We start from the raw sequence: 16,528 nt of genomic DNA, 5'->3' as shown, positions 1-16,528 counted from the left end.
ATTAATAAAAAAGCGCAGGTACTTCGGGTGGCGGGATGAATATTTGCGCGGCCGGGCCGCGGGCGTTGCACGATTATTCCGCGCTGCAGCACTGTAATTGGGGTGCTCGCACAAATGACGCATCAGTTAAATTTGTTGACGTGAAAGCACGAGAACTTCGGAATTGAAGCGTATTTGGAATTACGAAGATCTGTTCCGTTTGCAGGCGAACGGGGCAATACGAATGGCATCGGACGACCCGGAAAGGCTGTGGCGCAGGCCCTAAAGGGCACGGAGAGTCAAATCCGAAGTGCAACACCTTGTCTCCCCTGAGGTGTTCAGGTGGAGGACAGGTTGGCGGATCGGGCCCGGAAATCGGCCGGGCCGGCGTAGTAATTCTGTTTAGAAATTCATTTGTAGAAAAAAGAAAGCGTTGGGAGTTTTTGAATCGGGCACTCGAAAAAATCAGGCAGGGCAACCACGGCAAAGGGATTGCCGCACTGCGGGTAGGGGAAAAAGAAAAAGGCCTCCGGCAATGCCCGAGGCCTTTTTATTAATGAATTCGTTGGCAGTTTTTAAATGGACCGGCCCGAATTCCGGGGCCGGCACCTTGCGCGGCCGGAAGAGGTGCCGGACGCCCGCAGCCATAGGAGAATCCCCGGCTGTTCGGGGCCGCCACATACCGCAGGCGGGTCGGCCAACGGGCTTCTACAGGAACGATGTCATGCAACTGGAATGCCGCATTTCGCGCAAGAAGAAGAGTTATCCAGGTACCGGACCGGGTGCCGCCATGCTCGTGGCGCTGGTTCTCTCATCGGCACCGATGCTGGCGGTCGGGCAGGAAAGCGGCGGCGGCATGAAGTGGTCGCAGGACCCCGCTACGGGATGCCGCTTCGTGGCGCCCTCCTCGCTGGGCACGGCACCGACCTACTGGATTGGCGCCTGCCCCGGCGGCAAGGCCGCCGGCCTCGGCATGCTCCGCACCCGCGTCGGCACCACCGCGGGCCACGCGTTCTACGGCGAACTGCGCGAAGGCGTTCCGGTGATCGGCACCGTCGACCTCGATGGCGGTTTCCAGGTGGGCAGGTTCGTGCGGGGAGACATCGGCACGCGCGACACCGAATGGCAGGAGCGGCACGACGGCTTCGAGACGGCGCTGCGCGCGGCACGCGCTGTCAGCGCGCACTATGCCGGACAGAAGAATGCGGCCTCGGCGCGGCACTACAGCGGCGTCGCGAAGAAGCTGGAGACGCAGCTCGAGGGCGATTGATCGACGAAGCTGCGCGCGCCCGCCGCTATCCGGCTACTCGATCAGCGCGCGCTTGACGTCTTCCTGCAGGCTGCGCAGGTGGTCGCGCATGGCCACGCGCGCGCGTTCGGCGTCGCGCGCGCGCAGGGCGCCGATGATCTCGCCGTGCTCGTCGTGGTTCTCCGAATGCCTGTGCAGCGGGCTGTGCAGGCGGAAGAGCCGTGCGTTGACGCGAAGCTCCTCCACCAGCCGGGGGAACACGACGTTGCCGCTGGCCTTGGCGATCAGCAGGTGGAAGCGGTCGTCGAAGTGCCAGTGCTCGGTCTCGCTGTGCTCGCCGCCGCCCAGCGTGGCGATGTCGGCCTCCAGGGCGTCGATCTCCGCGTCGGTGATCTTGCCCACCGCCAGCGCGATCGCCTCGCACTCGATGACTTCGCGCGCGCGCATGCAGTCGAAGTACTCCTTGGTGCCGAGCGCTCGCACGGCGTAGGAGCGCGCGTCGCGCCGCACCAGCAGCCCCTCGCCCGCCAGCCTCACCAGCGCTTCGCGCATGGGCGTGCGCGAGATGCGCAGGTCTTCCGCCAGCCGCGCCTCCTGCAGCGGGCTGCCGGCCGAGATCTGCCGATCGAGGATCAGGGTGCGCAGCCGGTCGTAGGCCTGTTCGGCCAGGCTGGCGGAGCGCACCTCCAGCGGAGCGATCGTGATGGTGGCGGGCTGCGTGGGGCTGGGAAGGCTGGGCATGCGGGGATGGGCGAAAGCCACGAGGGCGGGTGAGCTTAGCAGGGGCGGCCAGGCGCGCTCAGAGCCATTCTTTCAGAGCCACTTGTCCAGCGGATTGCCGTCGTTGGGCGCACGAGGACGCAGGCACGGCAGGAACTGGCCGGAGCCGGGCTCGGCCTGGAACACGCCGTCCTGCCACACGATGCGCCCGCGCGAGACGGTCAGGCCGGGCCAGGCGCGCAGGCGCATGCCCTCGTAGGGCGTGTAGTCGGCGTCGTGGTGGAGCATGTCGTTGGCGAGCAGCTTCTCCTGGCCTTCGGGGAACATGTCCCACACCACGAAGTCGGCGTCGCTGCCCACGGCGATGGTGCCCTTGCGCGGGTACAGGCCGTACAGGCGCGCCGGGTTGGTGGCGGTGAGCTCGACGAAGCGGTGGATGTCGATGCGCCCCTTGAGCACGCCTTCGCTCATGAGCAGCGGCAGGCGGGTTTCGACGCCGGGAATGCCGTTGGGGATGCGGTCGAAGGAGGCGTCGTCGCCGGCCACGCGCTTGCCGTCGCTGCCGCTCATGTTGAAGGGCGCATGGTCGGACGAGAAGATGGTGAAGAGCCCGCTCGACAGGCCGTTCCAGATGAACTGCTGGTTCGCCTTGTCGCGCGGCGGCGGGCTGCAGATGCAGCGCGCGCCGTGCATCGGGTCGTCGGGGTCGATGCCCAGGTCCTCGGCGCTCAGGAACAGGTACTGCGGGCAGGTCTCGGCATGGATGGGCAGCCCGCGCCCGCGCGCCCAGTGGATCTGCTCGACGGCCTCGCGGCCCGAGACGTGGACGATCAGGATCGGCGTGTCGACCAGTTCCGCCAGCGCGATGGCGCGGTGCGTCGCCTCGCGCTCCACCGCCATCGGCCGCGAGCTGGAGTGGTAGCGCGGCGCGGTGAGGCCCGCGTCGAGCAACTGCTCGGTGAGCCAGGCGATGCAGTCGCTGTTCTCGGCGTGGATCATCGTCATCGCGCCGTGGCGGCGCGCGGTGGCCAGCACCTCGATGATCTGGCGGTCGTCCAGCTTCAGGTCGTCGTAGGTCATGTAGATCTTGAAGGAGGTGTAGCCCTTCTCGATCAAGGCGGGCAGCTCGCGCTGCGTCACGTCGCGCGTGGCGTCGGCCACGATGAGGTGGAAGGCGTAGTCGATCACCGCCTTGCCCTCGGCGCGGCGGTGGTAGTCGTCCACCGCCTCCTGCACGCTGCGGCCCTTCTGCTGCGCGGCGAAGGGCAGCACGGTGGTGGTGCCGCCGCATGCCGCCGAGCGTGTGCCGGAGAGGAAGTCGTCCGCGAAGCGCGAGCCGTCGCTGGTGGGCTGGTCGAAGTGGCAGTGGCCGTCGACGCCGCCGGGCGTGACCAGCCGGCCGCGCGCGTCGATCTCGCGCGTGGCGCTGGCGTCGAGCCCCTGCGCGATGGCGCAGACGCGCCCGTCGCGCACGCCGATGTCGGCGGTGTAGCGGTCGCCGGCGGTGGCGATGTCCGCGTTGCGCAGGATCAGGTCGTAGGTGCTCATGGGGCTCGGGTTCCTTCTAGCGCTGTTCGAGCGCGGGCTCTGCGGGCACGATCGGCGCATCGGCGGCACTGCCGTAAGCGCGGCCGTAGTGGCGCTCGATGCGGCGCTGGATGAAGTCCCAGGCGGTGGTCATGAGCAGGTAGTAGATGGCCGCGACGATGAAGAGCTCCAGCACCATGAACTTCTCCTGGATCAGCACCTGCGTGCGGCGCAGCAGCTCCTCCATCGAGATCACCGAGGTGATGGAGGTGGTCTTGAGCAGCCCGTTGATGCTGTTGCCCAGCGTGGGCACGATCAGGCGCATGGCCTGCGGCAGCACGATGTAGCGCATGGTCTGCGCGCTGCTGAAGCCCACGGCGCGCGCGGCGTTGGTCTGCCCGGCGGGAATCGACTGGATGCCGCCGCGCACGATCTCCGCAAGGTAGGCCGCCTCGTTGAGGATGAGGCCCAGCAGCGCCGACTCGATCACCGATAGCTTCAGCCCCAGCTGCGGCAGCCCGGTGAAGATGATGATGAGCTGCACCAGCAGCGGCGTGCCGCGGAACACCCAGATGTAGAAGTGCGCCGGCGCCGACAGCCAGCGGTGGCTGGACAGGCGGGCCAGGGCCAGCGCGCAGCCCACCACCAGCCCGCCCGCGATCGCCGCGAGCGTGAGCCACAGCGTGGTCACCGCGCCGCTGAGGATGTACGGATTGAACAGGTAGTCGAAGAAGCCCGACCAGCTCCAGCCTTGTCCCATGGAAGTTTCCTTCGCTTGCTTGCTCTATGGCGATGCGGACGGCGGCGCGCCCTCAGCTCGCCGGGCCCTTGACCGTCACGGCGCCGTCGGCGGCCTTGACGCCGTACTGGTCGAACAGCTTCTGGAAGCTGCCGTCGGCCTTCATGTCGTTCATGACCTTGGCCATCGCGGCGGCCAGCTCCTTGTTGCGCGCGGCCAGCGCCACCGGCGTGGGGAACAGGCCGTTGAGCACGCGCTCGAAGTCGCCGCGCTTCTGGTATTCGGCCCCGGTCGAGTCGATGGACAGCGCCACCTCCACCTGCCCCGCGCGCAGCGCCTGGAAGGCCATCGCGAAGTTCTCGAAGGTGCGGATGGTCATGCCCTTCATGCCCTTGTCGGTGAGCTGCTTGTCGAGCTCGCGCGCCTTGCGCTCCTCGAAGCCGCCGATCTCCACGCCGATGCTCTTGCCCGAGAGGTCTTCCGGCTTGGCGATCTTCAGCGGATTGCCCTTGGCGGCGCTGATGCTGATGGCCTGGTCTTCGTAGACCAGCATCTGCATCAGCTTGGCGCGCTCCTCGGTGAAGAAGATGCCGGTGTTGATCACGTCCCAGCGGCCGGCCTGCAGGCCGGGGATCATGGCCGAGAACTCGATGCGCACGTACTCGGGCGTGAGGCACAGGCGCTTGGCGATCTGCTCGCCCAGTTCCACGCGCATGCCCTTGAGCGCGCCGGACTGGTCGACGAACTGCATCGGCGGCAGCGTCGGGTTGACCGACATGGTCAGCGTGCCCTTCTTGACGAGGGCCGAGTCGGGCACCGGCGACTTGCAGGCCTGCTGCGCGTTCGCGGCGCCAGCGAAGGAGATGAAGAGTGCCGTTGCCGACGCGAGAGCGGGGAGCAGTTTCATGGTGTGGTCCTTGAGGAAGGGATCGAGGCGACGAGGTGGGAAAGGGAAAGCGGAACGGGGCTGGCCGCGTCAGGTGCGGATCGAGTCCAGCAGTTCGAGGCGCGCGAGTTCGCGGCGCAGGTCGGCCGCATCGGCATCGGGCAGCGGCAGGCGCGGGGCGCGGGGCTTGCCGACGGGCAGGCCCATCATCGACAGGCCGTCCTTGGAGGCCGCCACATAGCGATGGCCGCCGACCCAGCGCACGATCGGCAGCATCTTCCTGTAGAGCTCGAGTGCCGCGGGCATGTCGCGCTCGTCGGCCACCAGCTCGAAAAGGCGCGCCGACATCTTCGGAATGAGGTTGGAGCACACGGCCACCCAGCCCTGTGCGCCGAGCCAGAACGACTCGTAGCCCAGGATGCCGGCGAACACGGTCATGCGGTCGCCGCACAGCTCGATGATGTCGCGCACGCGGGTGACTTCGAGCGTCGACTCCTTGATGTACTTGCAGTTGTCGATGCGCGAGAGGCGCGCCACCAGCTCGGGCTTGAGGTCGACGTTGGCGGTGGCCGGGTTGTTGTAGACCATGATGGGAATGCCGATCGCCTCGCCCACCTTGCGGTAGTGCTCGAACAGCTCGTCGTCGGTGGGCGTGCTGTAGAAGGGCGGAATGATCATGACGCCGTCGGCGCCCATGCTCTCGGCCTCGCGGCTCAGCCGCACGCACTCGTCGGTCCACTCCGCGCCGGTGCCGATCAATACCGGCACGCGTTTTGCAGCAGTGCTCACGCAGGTTTCGATCACCAGCTGGCGCTCGTCGGGCGTCAGCGAGAGGAACTCACCGGTGCTCCCCAGGGGGATCAGCCCGTGGATGCCTTCCTCGATTTGCCAGTCGACCAGCTTCTTCAGCGCAGGCACGTCCACGTGCTTGCCGTCGGCGGTCATGGGGGTGATGAGCACCGTATAGGTGCCGCGGAACGCTGTCATGGGCAGTCCTTGGGGAAAATTCGGGCGATTCGGTATATGTATACGTTGAGTATACGTATACAATTTAGCGCGTCAACCGTAAGTTGACGTTCTTCCATCGCACTGACCATGAGCGCCAGACTGACCCACCCTTCCATCACCCCGGCCGGGCGCCCCGTGCGCTTCTGGTACGACGGCCAGCCCGTCGAGGGCCTGGAAGGCGAAACCATCGCCGCAGCGCTGGCGGCCGGCGGCATCAAGGCGATGCGCCACACCCGCGGCGGCGAGCGCCGGGGTCTCTATTGCGGCATGGGCGCGTGCTTCGACTGCCTCGTCACCGTCGACGGCCAGGCCAGCCAGCGCGCCTGCCTGACCAAAGTGGCCGACGGCCAGCAGGTGCGTTCGACCCAGCCCGCCGGCACGCACGACGATCCGCTGCAGCCGCTCACCCCGCAGCCCGGCGCCGAACCCGAGCGCCGGCAGGTCGACGTGCTCGTCGTCGGCGCGGGTCCGGCCGGCCTTTCCGCCGCGCTCGCCGCGCGCCGCGCCGGTGCCGACGTGCTGGTGCTCGACGAGCGCCCGCAGTCCGGCGGCCAGTTCTACAAGCCGCTCGCGCCTTCGCATGCGGCGCCCTCCCCTGCGGACCGCCAGTTCGCGCAGGGCCTCGCGCTGGAAAACGATGTCCGCGCTGCCGGCGTCGTCATCGTCCAGGGCGCACAGGTCTGGGCGGCCTTCTCTGCACACGAAGTCGCCGCGCTCATCGACGGTCGCGCTTGCGTGATCAGCTGCCGGCAACTCGTCATCGCCCCCGGCGCCTACGAGCGCCCCGTGCCTTTCCCCGGCTGGACCCTCCCCGGCGTGATGACCACCGGCGCCGGCCAGACGCTGGCGCGCGCCTACCGCGTCGCGCCCGGGCGCCGCGTCGTGATCGCCGGCAACGGGCCGCTGAACCTGCAGCTCGCCGCGGAGCTGCTCGCGGGCGGCGCCGAAGTAGTCGCCGTGCTGGAGTCGGCGCCGCGCCCTTCGCTGCGGCAATGGCGTCATCTGCTGAGCGCGGCGCGCACGGCCCCCGACCTGTTGCTCGACGGCTGGCGCTATCTGCGAAAACTGCGCGCCCGCAAGGTGCCAGTGCTGTGGGAGCACGCCGTCGTCTCCGCCGAAGGCTCCACCGGCTTGCACGCTGTGCAGGTCGCGCAGATCGACGCCCAGGGCCAGGCCATGCCCGCGACGGAACGCCGCCTCGAAGCAGACACGCTCTGCCTCGGCTACGGCTTCATTCCCTCCACCGAACTCGCGCGCATGCTGGGCTGCGAGCACCGCCTCGCGCCCCGCCATCTCGGCTACCTGGCAACCGTCACCCAGGAAGACGGCGCCACCAGCCTGCCCGGCGTGTACGTGGTGGGCGACGGCGCCGACCTCGGCGGCTCCCGTGTCGCGCTCGCGCGCGGCACGCTGGCGGGCGCTGCAGTCGCACGCAACCTCGGCCTGAAGGCGCCCGAGCCCGACGGGGCCGCTGAAAAACTGCATCGCGCCGAATGCTTCCAGCAGGCGCTGTGGTCGATCTACGCGCCGCCGCCCGTCACCCTCGCGGCGGTGCCCGACGAAACCCTGTTGTGCCGCTGCGAGGAGATCACCTTCGGCTCGGTACGCGAGCAGATCCGCGCCGGCAGCGACACGTTGGCCGCGCTCAAGCGCAACACCCGTCTCGGCATGGGCCGCTGCCAGGCGCGTTACTGCGGCGTTACCGCCGGCCGCCTGCTGGCCGAGATGACCGGCCGGCCGCCGCAGGTCGAGCAGTACTTCGCCCCGCGTCCGCCCGCCAAGCCGGTGCCGGCCGGCGCGCTCGGCTTCGAGAAACCCGAATGGGGCGGCCACAAGCCCGCCATCACGCCCAACCTCGCGAGGCCGGTGGAACAGGCGCCCTTCGATGGCACGCTGCGCACCGACGTGCTGGTGATCGGCGCCGGCGTGCTCGGTTCCTGCCTGGGCTACTACCTCTCGAAGGCCGGCCAGGACGTGACGGTGGTCGACCGCGACGACATCAACCTCCAGGCCTCCGGCGCCAACGCCGGCAGCCTGCACGTGCAGCTTCTTTCGTTCGACTTCGGTGCCAAGGCGCAGGAAGGCGGTGGCCCGGCCGCGGCCACGCTGCCGCTCGGGCCGATGTCGGTGCGCCTGTGGCAGGAGATCGAGGCCGACTGCGGGGAGGACCTCGAGATCAAGATCACCGGCGGCCTCATGGTGGCCGACAGCGAAGCCGGCATGCGTTTTCTCGAAGCCAAGGCCGCGCTGGAGCGCAGCCACGGCATCGACGCGCAGGTGATCGACGGCGCCGAGCTGCGGCGACTCTCGCCCGCGCTCTCCGGGCAGCTGCTGGGCGCGGAGCTCTGCCCCATGGAAGGCAAGATCAACCCGCTGCGCGCCACCTACGCCGTCGCCCGGCGCGCGCAGCAGCAGGGTGCGCGCATGCTGCGCGGCTGCGACGTGCAGTCCATCGAGGCGCTGCCGGGCGAAGGCGCCGGCTTCATCGTGCGCACCTCGCGCGGCAGCATCCACGCCGGGCGCGTCGTGAACGCGAGCGGTGCCTGGTCGAGCGCCGTCGGCCGCATGCTGGGCATCGACATCCCCGTCAAGGGCGCGCCGCTGCAGATGATCGTGACCGAGCCCGCGCCGCCGCTGGTCAACCACCTCGTTGCGCATGCCGACCGGCACCTGAGCCTGAAGCAGGCCGCCAGCGGCGCCCTCATCGTCGGTGGCGGCTGGACGGCCGCCTTCAACGAAGGCATGCGCCTGAACCGCGCCGAGCGCGAGAGCATCGAAGGCAATCTCTGGGTGGCCGGCCACGTGCTGCCAGCCGTGCGCGGGCTGCACATGGTGCGCTGCTGGGCCGGCATGAACGTGAACATCGACGGCGCGCCCATCCTCGGCGAAGTGCCGGGCCGCCCCGGCTTCTACAACGCCGTCACTTCCAACGGCTACACGCTCGCCCCCGTCACCGCGCGGCTGGTCACCGACCTCATCGTGCGCGGCCGCACCGACATCGACATCAGCCCCTTCCTCATCGACCGCTTCCTCTGACCGCCATGACCGAAAACGCATCCCCGCGCGACACGCTGCGCGACTACATCGACGCGCACTTCGACGAGCAGGTCCGCACCCTCGCCGAGCTCGTGCGCTGCCCCTCCGACAACCCGCCCGGCGACTGCGCCCCGCACGCCGAGCTCACCGCCCGGCTGCTCGAGGCCATGGGCTTCACGGTCGAGCGCCACGAGGTGCCGGCCGAGTTCGCGGCCACGCACGGCATGCGCAGCGTGACCAACCTGATCGTGCGCGAGCGCTTCGGCGACGGCCCGGTGGTGGCGCTCAACGCGCACGGCGACGTGGTGCCGCCCGGCGCAGGCTGGAGCGTCGACCCCTACGGCGGCGAGGTACGCGACGGCTGGCTCTACGGGCGCGGCGCCGCCGTGTCGAAGTCGGACTTCACCACCTACGCCTTCGCGATGCGCGCGCTCAAGCATCTCGCGGCCTCGGGTACGCCGCTGGCCGGCAGCGTCGAGCTTCACCTGACCTACGACGAGGAAACCGGCGGCATGACGGGACCCGGCTGGATCCTCTCCAAGGGCCTGAGCAAGCCCGACTTCGTGCTCTCCGCCGCGTTCTCGCACCACGTCGTCGTGGCGCACAACGGCTGCCTGCACCTGGAGGTCGTCGTGCGCGGCACCTCGGCGCATGCCGCCCGACCCGACACCGGCCACGACGCGATCGAAGCCGCGGCCACGCTGCTGCCCGCGCTCTATCGATATCGAGACAGCCTCGCCGGCCGCCCATCGCGCACGCCCGGCATCACCCATCCCACGATGGTCGTGGGCCTCATCGACGGCGGCATCAACACCAACGTGGTGTCCGACGTGCTGAGCCTGCGTATCGACCGGCGCATCGTGCCCGAGGAGTCGCCCGAAGCCGTCGAGGCCGAGCTGCGCGAGGTGATCGAAGCCGCCTGCCGGCCGCTGCCCGGCATCTCGGTGGAGATCCGCCAGATCCTGCTGGCCCGCCCCTTCGCGCCCGCACCCGGCGCCGATGAGTTCGCCGCGCTCGTGTGCCGCGAGGCCAGCGAAGTCATGGGCAAGCCGGTCACGCCGATCGGCGTGCCGCTGTACACCGACGCGCGCCTCTACAGCGAGGCCGGCATCCCCACCGTGATGTACGGCGCCGGCCCCGAGTCGCTGCTCGAAGCCAACGGCCACCGCGCCGACGAGCGCGTGCCGCTGGACGAACTGCACAAGGCCACGCGCGTGGTCGCCAACACCCTGCACCGGCTGCTCGCGCGCTGAATTTCATCTCACCGGAGACACGACATGATCGAAATCAGCCACGTCGACAAGAGCTACGGCGCCTTCCAGGTGCTGACCGACTGCACCACCCAGGTCCGCAAGGGCGAGGTCGTGGTGGTCTGCGGGCCTTCGGGCTCGGGCAAGTCCACCCTCATCAAGTGCGTCAACGCGCTGGAGCCCTTCCAGCGCGGCCGCATCACCATCGACGGCGTGTCGGTGGGCGACCCGAAGACCGACCTCAACAAGCTGCGCGCCCGCGTGGGCATGGTGTTCCAGCACTTCGAGCTGTTTCCCCACCTCTCGATCGAAGACAACCTCTCGATCGCGCAGGTCAAGGTGCTCAAGCGCTCTGCTTCGGAGGCCCGCACCGCATCGATGGCGCTGCTGCAGCGCGTGGGCATGCGCGCCCACGCGCACAAGTTTCCGAGCCAGCTCTCCGGCGGCCAGCAGCAGCGCGTGGCCATCGCCCGCGCGCTGGCGATGAACCCGGTCGCCATGCTCTTCGACGAGCCCACCTCCGCGCTCGACCCCGAGATGGTCAACGAGGTGCTCGACGTGATGGTCGAACTCGCCCGCGAAGGCATGACCATGATGTGCGTCACCCATGAGATGGGCTTCGCCCGCAAGGTCGCGAACCGCGTGATCTTCATGGACCGCGGCCGCATCGTCGAAGACTGCGCGAAGGATGAGTTCTTCGGCAACCCTGACGGGCGGTCGGATCGGGCGCGGCAGTTTCTTTCGAAGATCCTGCAGCACTGAGGCCGGGCGCTCCGATGGAGCGCGGCCCCAGGGCCGGGAAGAAGAATCAGACGTCGATGTTCGCCGCCCGCAGCGCGTTCTGCTCGATGAACTCCCGGCGCGGTTCCACTTCGTCGCCCATCAGCATCGTGAACACGCGGTCGGCCTCGATCGCGTCGTCGATCTGCACCTTCAGCAGGCGGCGCACGTTCGGGTCCATGGTGGTTTCCCACAGCTGCTCTGGGTTCATCTCGCCCAGGCCCTTGTAGCGCTGGCGCGAGGTGGCGCGTTCGGCTTCGCCGATGAGCCACTTCATGGCCTGGCGGAAGTCGTCGACCTTTTCTTCCTTGGTACGGTCGCCCTCGCCGCGCTTGACCACCGCGCCCTCGGGGCTCAGCAGGCCGCGGAAGGTGTTGGCGGCTTCGGCGAGCGCGGCGTAGTCGGCGCCGTGCACGAAGTCCTGGGTGAGCACGCTGCTCTTGACGTTGCCGTGGTGGCGGCGGCTGATGCGCAGCAGGGGCTTGTCGGTGCGGGCGTCGAACTCGCTGCTCACCTCGGCCGGCACGCCGGTCGTGTTGAGCTCGCGCAGCTTGGCCTGCAGCGCGACGGCCGAGGCCTCGGCGGCGGGCGTGGTGTCGAGGTCGAGCGCCACGCCGTCGGCGATGGCGCGCAGCGCTTCGGCGTCCATGAAGTTGCGCAGGCGCGCGATGACGGCCTCGGCCACCTGGTGCTTGCGCGCCAGTTCGGCCAGGGTGTCGCCGCTGAGCGTGGTCGAGCTGGCGCCGCCGGTCTCGATGCGCGCGTCCTTCAGCGCCACCTTCAGCAGGAAGGCGTCGAGCGCGGGGCCGTCCTTCAGGTACTGCTCTTCCTTGCCGACCTTGACCTTGTACAGCGGCGGCTGCGCGATGTAGATGTGGCCGCGCTCGACCAGCTCCGGCATCTGCCGGTAGAAGAAGGTCAGCAGCAGCGTGCGGATGTGGGCGCCGTCGACGTCGGCGTCGGTCATGATGATGATGCGGTGGTAGCGCAGCTTGGCGACGTTGAAGTCGTCGGCGCCGCCGCCCGGCGTGCTCGCGCCGGCGCGGCCGATGCCGGTGCCCAGCGCGGTGATCATGGTGAGAATTTCATTGCTGGTCAGCAGCTTCTCGTAGCGTGCCTTCTCGACGTTCAGGATCTTGCCGCGCAGCGGCAGGATGGCCTGGAACTTCCGGTCGCGGCCCTGCTTGGCGGAGCCGCCGGCGGAGTCGCCCTCCACCAGGTAGACCTCGCACAGCGCCGGATCCTTCTCCTGGCAGTCGGCCAGCTTGCCTGGCAGGCCCATGCCGTCGAGCACGCCCTTGCGGCGCGTCATTTCGCGGGCCTTGCGTGCGGCTTCGCGGGCCTTGGCGGCCTCGATGATCTTGCCGCAGATGATCTTGGCGTCGTTCGGGCGTTCCTGCAGGTAGTCGGTCAGCAGGCGGCCGACGATGTCTTCCACCGGCGCGCGCACTTCGCTGGACACCAGCTTGTCCTTGGTCTGGCTGGAGAACTTGGGCTCGGGCACCTTCACGCTCAGCACGCAGCAAAGGCCTTCGCGCATGTCGTCGCCGGTGACTTCGACCTTGGCCTTCTTGGCCAGCTCGTTCTCCTCGATGTACTTGTTGATGACGCGCGTCATCGCTGCGCGCAGGCCCGTGAGGTGGGTGCCGCCGTCGCGCTGCGGGATGTTGTTGGTGAAGCACAGCACCTGCTCGTTGTAGCCGCTGTTCCACTGCATCGCCACTTCGACGCCGATGTGCGTGCCGGGAATGCCGCCGTAGGTGTCGGCCGGGCGCTCGCCCTCGGCGTAGAACGAGTTCGGGTGCAGGACGGTCTTGCCCTTGTTGATGAACTCGACGAAGCCGCGCACGCCGCCGGCACCAGAGAAGTCGTCTTCCTTGCCGGTGCGCTCGTCCTTCAGGCGGATGCGCACGCCGTTGTTCAGGAAGCTCAGTTCGCGCAGGCGCTTGCTGAGGATCTCGTAGTGGAAGTCCGAGTTCTCCTTGAAGATCTCGGTGTCGGGCAGGAAGTGCACCTCGGTGCCGCGCTTGTCGGTGTCGCCGATGATCTTCATGGGCGAGACCTCGACGCCGTTCACCGTCTCCAGCAGGCGGTTCTGCACGAAGCCGCGGCTGAATTCGAGCTCGTGGATCTTGCCCTCGCGGCGCACCACCAGGCGCAGCATGGTGCTCAGCGCGTTCACGCAGCTCACGCCCACGCCGTGCAGGCCGCCCGAGACCTTGTAGCTGTTCTGGTTGAACTTGCCGCCGGCGTGCAGCTCGGTCAGCGCGATCTCGGCGGCCGAACGCTTGGGCTCGTGCTTGTCGTCCATCTTCACGCCGGTGGGAATGCCGCGGCCGTTGTCGGTGACGGAGATCGAGTTGTCGGTGTGGATGGTCACGACGATGTCGTCGCAGTGGCCGGCCAGCGCCTCGTCGATGGAGTTGTCGACCACCTCGAAGACGAGGTGGTGCAGCCCGGTACCGTCCGAGGTGTCGCCGATGTACATGCCGGGGCGCTTGCGCACGGCCTCAAGCCCTTCGAGGATCGTGATCGAGCCTTCGCCATAGCTGGTGTCGGCGGCCACGGTTTCGATCTCGGGGATGTAGACGGGCTCGGTGTGCGGCACGTCGGGCTTGTTTTCTTCAGCACTCATTCGGATATTCCTCAGTCTCTCACGGCATTCGCGCGTGATTTTTCGGGCTCTCAAAAGCTCAATTCGCCGCCTCTTGAAAGCGCAAACCCGCGGAAGGCCGCGGGTCGTGTGCGCAAGGCGCCGTGGTTTCTGTCTGCTAGATGCGCATCGGCATCACGACGTATTTGAAGGATGCGTTCTCGGGAATGGTCAGCAGCGCCGAACTGTTGGAGTCGGCCAGGTCGATCTTGACCATGTCCTGGTCCATGTTCGACAGCGCGTCGATCAGGTAGGTCACGTTGAAGCCGATCTCGATGGTGTCGCCGCCGTAGTCGATGTCGAGCTCGTCCTGTGCTTCTTCCTGCTCGGCGTTGTTCGACGCGATGCGCAGCGTGCCCGGCTCGATGTTCAGGCGCACGCCCTTGAACTTCTCGCTGGTCAGGATGGCGGTGCGCTGCAGGCTGGCCAGCAGCGGCGCGCGGCCCAGCGTGACGGTGTTTTTGTGGTTCTTCGGGATGACGCGGTTGTAGTCGGGGAACTTGCCCTCGACCAGCTTGGTGACGAACTCCATGCCGCCGAAGCTGAACTTGGCCTGGTTGTTCGCGAACTGCATCTCGATGGCGCCTTCGGCGTCGGACAGCAGGCGCTGCATTTCGAGCACGGTCTTGCGCGGCAGGATCACTTCCTGGCGCGGCACTTCCACGTCGAGCGTGGCGGACGAGAAGGCCAGGCGGTGGCCGTCGGTGGCGACCAGGCTCAGCTGCTTGCCCTCGGCCACGAAGAGGATGCCGTTGAGGTAGTAGCGGATGTCGTGCACGGCCATCGCGAACGAAACCTGCGAGAGCAGGTCCTTGAGCGTCTTCTGCGGCACGCTGAACACGGGGCCGAAGTTGGCGGCTTCCTGCACCAGCGGGAAGTCTTCCGCCGGAAGCGACTGCAGCGTGAAGCGGCTCTTGCCGCCCTTGAGCACCAGCTTGCTCGCGCTCGATTCGAGGCTCACGGTCTGGTCGGCCGGCATGGTGCGCAGGATGTCGATCAGCTTGCGCGCGCCGATGGTGGTGGTGAAGTTGCCTTCATCGCCGCCGAGCTCGGCGGTGGTGCGGATCTGGATCTCGAGGTCGCTGGTGGTCAGCTGCAGCTGGCCGCCGGTCTTGCGGATCAGCACGTTCGCCAGGATCGGCAAGGTGTGACGCCGCTCCACGATGCCCGCCACCGACTGCAGCGCGGCGAGGACCTTGTCCTGGGTTGCCTTCAAAACGATCATGTCTTCTTCCTCTTCCTATCTCTTTGAATCAGCTTGCAGGGCGCCATTCTCCGCTGTCGCGGGGAGCTTCCTGGACGACATCCGATTTCTTTCCGGTCAGCCCTTGAGGGTCTGTTCGAGCACGTGGAGCTGCTGGTTGAGCTCGGTGAGCTGCTGGCGCTCGCCCGAGATCTTGCGCACCGCGTGCAGCACCGTCGTGTGATCGCGCCCGCCGAACAGCTCGCCGATTTCCGGCAGGCTCTTCTGCGTGAGCTCCTTGGCCAGGTACATCGCGATCTGCCGCGGCCGCGCGATGCTGGCCGGGCGTTTCTTGCTGTACATGTCGGCGACCTTGATCTTGTAGTAGTCGGCCACCGTCTTCTGGATATTCTCGACGGAGATCTGCCGGTTCTGGATCGACAGCAGGTCGCGCAGCGCCTCGCGCGCCAGGGCGATCGAGATCTCCTTCTGGTTGAAGCGCGAGTAGGCGAGGATCTTGCGCAGCGCGCCCTCGAGCTCGCGCACGTTGGAGCGCACGTTCTTGGCGACGAAGAAGGCGACTTCTTCCGGCATTTCGGCCGATTCGGCGCGCGCCTTGTTGATCAGGATGGCCACGCGCATCTCGAGCTCGGGCGGCTCGATGGCGACCGTGAGGCCGGAGTCGAAGCGCGAAACCAGGCGCTCGTGGATGTCCGCGAGGCCCTTCGGATAGGTGTCGCTGGTCATCACGATGTGCGACTTCTTGGCCAGCAGGGCCTCGAACGCATTGAAGAATTCTTCCTGCGTTCGGTCCTTGTTGGCGAAGAACTGCACATCGTCGATCAGCAGCAGGTCGAGCGAGTGGTAGCGCTCCTTGAACTCATCGAAGGTCTTGCGCTGATACGCCTTGACCACATCCGACACAAATTGCTCGGCGTGGATGTAGAGAACTTTGGAGTCCGGCTTGTCGGCCAGCAGTCGGTTACCCACAGCATGCATCAGGTGGGTCTTGCCCAGGCCGACGCCGCCATAGATGAAAAGAGGGTTGTACAGGTGACCCGGCATGCCGGCCACGTGCATCGCCGCGGCGCGCGCCATGCGGTTGGCCGTGCCCTCGACCAGGGTGTCGAAGGTGAGGCCGGAATTCAGGCGGTTCTTGAAGCCGGCGGCGGCCGGCTCCTCGCCCGGGCCAGCCACGTCGCGCGGCACGTCCGTTTCGGTCATGACGGCCACGGGTGCAGCACGCACGGGGATTTCGCGAGGAGCAAGCGCTAACTCGATGGCAACCGGCTGGCCGTACATCTTCTCCGCCATGGCGGCGATCTTGCCGGCGTACTGGGCACGGATCCAGTCGAGCTTGAACCGGTTGGCGACGAACACGGTCATGCGCGACAGGTCGTCGGCGACCTGTGCCGTCAGGGGTTTGATCCAGGTGTTGAACTGCTGCTCGGACAACTCCTGCGCGAGCTGGTCGACGCAGGCCTGCCAGAGGCTTTCGCCGATGCCGTCAGTCGACAT

The 16,528-nt window shown here is 67.6% G+C and carries 11 protein-coding genes and 1 pseudogene; 4 read left to right on the top strand and 8 right to left on the bottom strand.

Annotated features, from left to right (window positions below; all coding sequences use genetic code 11):
- Positions 1 to 703: 703 nt before the first annotated feature.
- Positions 704 to 1,249, top strand: a complete 546-nt coding sequence (locus ABL843_RS00060; protein WP_418118574.1) for a hypothetical protein — start codon at positions 704 to 706, stop codon at positions 1,247 to 1,249.
- Positions 1,250 to 1,282: 33 nt separating this feature from the next.
- On the opposite strand, the gene ABL843_RS00055 is transcribed toward ABL843_RS00060, so the two are convergent.
- The 5 genes from ABL843_RS00055 to ABL843_RS00035 all read right to left on the bottom strand — a co-directional run bounded on the left by ABL843_RS00055 (position 1,283) and on the right by ABL843_RS00035 (position 6,087).
- The gene (locus ABL843_RS00055; RefSeq protein ID WP_418118573.1) at positions 1,283 to 1,969 is read right to left on the bottom strand and encodes a GntR family transcriptional regulator; all 687 of its coding nucleotides are present in this window, start codon (positions 1,967 to 1,969) and stop codon (positions 1,283 to 1,285) included.
- Positions 1,970 to 2,041: 72 nt separating this feature from the next.
- Positions 2,042 to 3,496 (bottom strand): dihydropyrimidinase, encoded by a 1,455-nt coding sequence (gene hydA, locus ABL843_RS00050; protein WP_418118572.1) that lies wholly within the window; start codon positions 3,494 to 3,496, stop codon positions 2,042 to 2,044.
- A 16-nt stretch (positions 3,497 to 3,512) separates the two neighbouring features.
- Entirely contained in the window at positions 3,513 to 4,235 is a 723-nt protein-coding gene (locus ABL843_RS00045) for an amino acid ABC transporter permease (protein WP_418118571.1), read from the bottom strand.
- A gap of 52 nt (positions 4,236 to 4,287) precedes the next feature.
- Positions 4,288 to 5,121, bottom strand: a complete 834-nt coding sequence (locus ABL843_RS00040; RefSeq protein WP_184639119.1) for an ABC transporter substrate-binding protein — start codon at positions 5,119 to 5,121, stop codon at positions 4,288 to 4,290.
- A gap of 69 nt (positions 5,122 to 5,190) precedes the next feature.
- Positions 5,191 to 6,087, bottom strand: a complete 897-nt coding sequence (locus ABL843_RS00035) for a dihydrodipicolinate synthase family protein (protein WP_418118570.1) — start codon at positions 6,085 to 6,087, stop codon at positions 5,191 to 5,193.
- A 108-nt stretch (positions 6,088 to 6,195) separates the two neighbouring features.
- On the opposite strand from ABL843_RS00035, the gene ABL843_RS00030 reads away from it, so the two are divergent.
- Genes ABL843_RS00030 through ABL843_RS00020 form a run of 3 tightly spaced genes read left to right on the top strand, consistent with a single transcriptional unit; the run spans position 6,196 to position 11,156 of the window.
- Positions 6,196 to 9,144 (top strand): FAD-dependent oxidoreductase, encoded by a 2,949-nt coding sequence (locus ABL843_RS00030; protein ID WP_418118569.1) that lies wholly within the window; start codon positions 6,196 to 6,198, stop codon positions 9,142 to 9,144.
- Between the two features lie 5 nt (positions 9,145 to 9,149).
- On the top strand, positions 9,150 to 10,397 hold the full coding sequence (locus ABL843_RS00025) for a M20/M25/M40 family metallo-hydrolase (RefSeq protein WP_418118568.1): 1,248 nt from the start codon (positions 9,150 to 9,152) through the stop codon (positions 10,395 to 10,397).
- Positions 10,398 to 10,421: 24 nt separating this feature from the next.
- Positions 10,422 to 11,156: an amino acid ABC transporter ATP-binding protein gene (locus ABL843_RS00020; RefSeq protein WP_418118567.1), complete on the top strand. Its 735-nt coding sequence runs from the start codon at positions 10,422 to 10,424 to the stop codon at positions 11,154 to 11,156.
- Between the two features lie 46 nt (positions 11,157 to 11,202).
- Here ABL843_RS00020 and gyrB read toward each other — a convergent pair whose 3' ends face one another.
- The 3 genes and pseudogenes from gyrB to dnaA form a co-directional block, all read right to left on the bottom strand.
- Positions 11,203 to 13,809, bottom strand: coding sequence for a DNA topoisomerase (ATP-hydrolyzing) subunit B (gene gyrB / locus ABL843_RS00015; RefSeq protein ID WP_418118566.1), 2,607 nt, complete (start codon positions 13,807 to 13,809; stop codon positions 11,203 to 11,205).
- Positions 13,810 to 13,945: 136 nt separating this feature from the next.
- Positions 13,946 to 15,052, bottom strand: a complete 1,107-nt coding sequence (gene dnaN / locus ABL843_RS00010; RefSeq protein ID WP_126020843.1) for a DNA polymerase III subunit beta — start codon at positions 15,050 to 15,052, stop codon at positions 13,946 to 13,948.
- A 99-nt stretch (positions 15,053 to 15,151) separates the two neighbouring features.
- Positions 15,152 to 16,499: pseudogene (dnaA, locus tag ABL843_RS00005) on the bottom strand (chromosomal replication initiator protein DnaA); the annotation flags it as partial.
- Between the last annotated feature and the right edge of the window lie 29 nt (positions 16,500 to 16,528).

Origin of the sequence: Variovorax sp. 350MFTsu5.1, from assembly GCF_048302515.1 — a bacterium.
In the GTDB taxonomy this organism is placed as follows: Bacteria; Pseudomonadota; Gammaproteobacteria; order Burkholderiales; family Burkholderiaceae_C; genus Variovorax; species Variovorax guangxiensis.
The sequence above is the reverse complement of the archived record's forward strand: the minus strand, read 5'-3'. Positions and strand labels throughout refer to the sequence as shown.

Excerpts from the sequence above, each read along its gene's own strand:
- ABL843_RS00060 (WP_418118574.1), top strand. The coding sequence starts at position 704 with ATGCAACTGGAATGCCGCATTTCGCGCAAGAAGAAGAGTTATCCAGGT.
- ABL843_RS00055 (WP_418118573.1), bottom strand. The coding sequence starts at position 1,969 with ATGCCCAGCCTTCCCAGCCCCACGCAGCCCGCCACCATCACGATCGCT.
- hydA (WP_418118572.1), bottom strand. The coding sequence starts at position 3,496 with ATGAGCACCTACGACCTGATCCTGCGCAACGCGGACATCGCCACCGCC.
- ABL843_RS00045 (WP_418118571.1), bottom strand. The coding sequence starts at position 4,235 with ATGGGACAAGGCTGGAGCTGGTCGGGCTTCTTCGACTACCTGTTCAAT.
- ABL843_RS00040 (WP_184639119.1), bottom strand. The coding sequence starts at position 5,121 with ATGAAACTGCTCCCCGCTCTCGCGTCGGCAACGGCACTCTTCATCTCC.
- ABL843_RS00035 (WP_418118570.1), bottom strand. The coding sequence starts at position 6,087 with ATGACAGCGTTCCGCGGCACCTATACGGTGCTCATCACCCCCATGACC.
- ABL843_RS00030 (WP_418118569.1), top strand. The coding sequence starts at position 6,196 with ATGAGCGCCAGACTGACCCACCCTTCCATCACCCCGGCCGGGCGCCCC.
- ABL843_RS00025 (WP_418118568.1), top strand. The coding sequence starts at position 9,150 with ATGACCGAAAACGCATCCCCGCGCGACACGCTGCGCGACTACATCGAC.
- ABL843_RS00020 (WP_418118567.1), top strand. The coding sequence starts at position 10,422 with ATGATCGAAATCAGCCACGTCGACAAGAGCTACGGCGCCTTCCAGGTG.
- gyrB (WP_418118566.1), bottom strand. The coding sequence starts at position 13,809 with ATGAGTGCTGAAGAAAACAAGCCCGACGTGCCGCACACCGAGCCCGTC.
- dnaN (WP_126020843.1), bottom strand. The coding sequence starts at position 15,052 with ATGATCGTTTTGAAGGCAACCCAGGACAAGGTCCTCGCCGCGCTGCAG.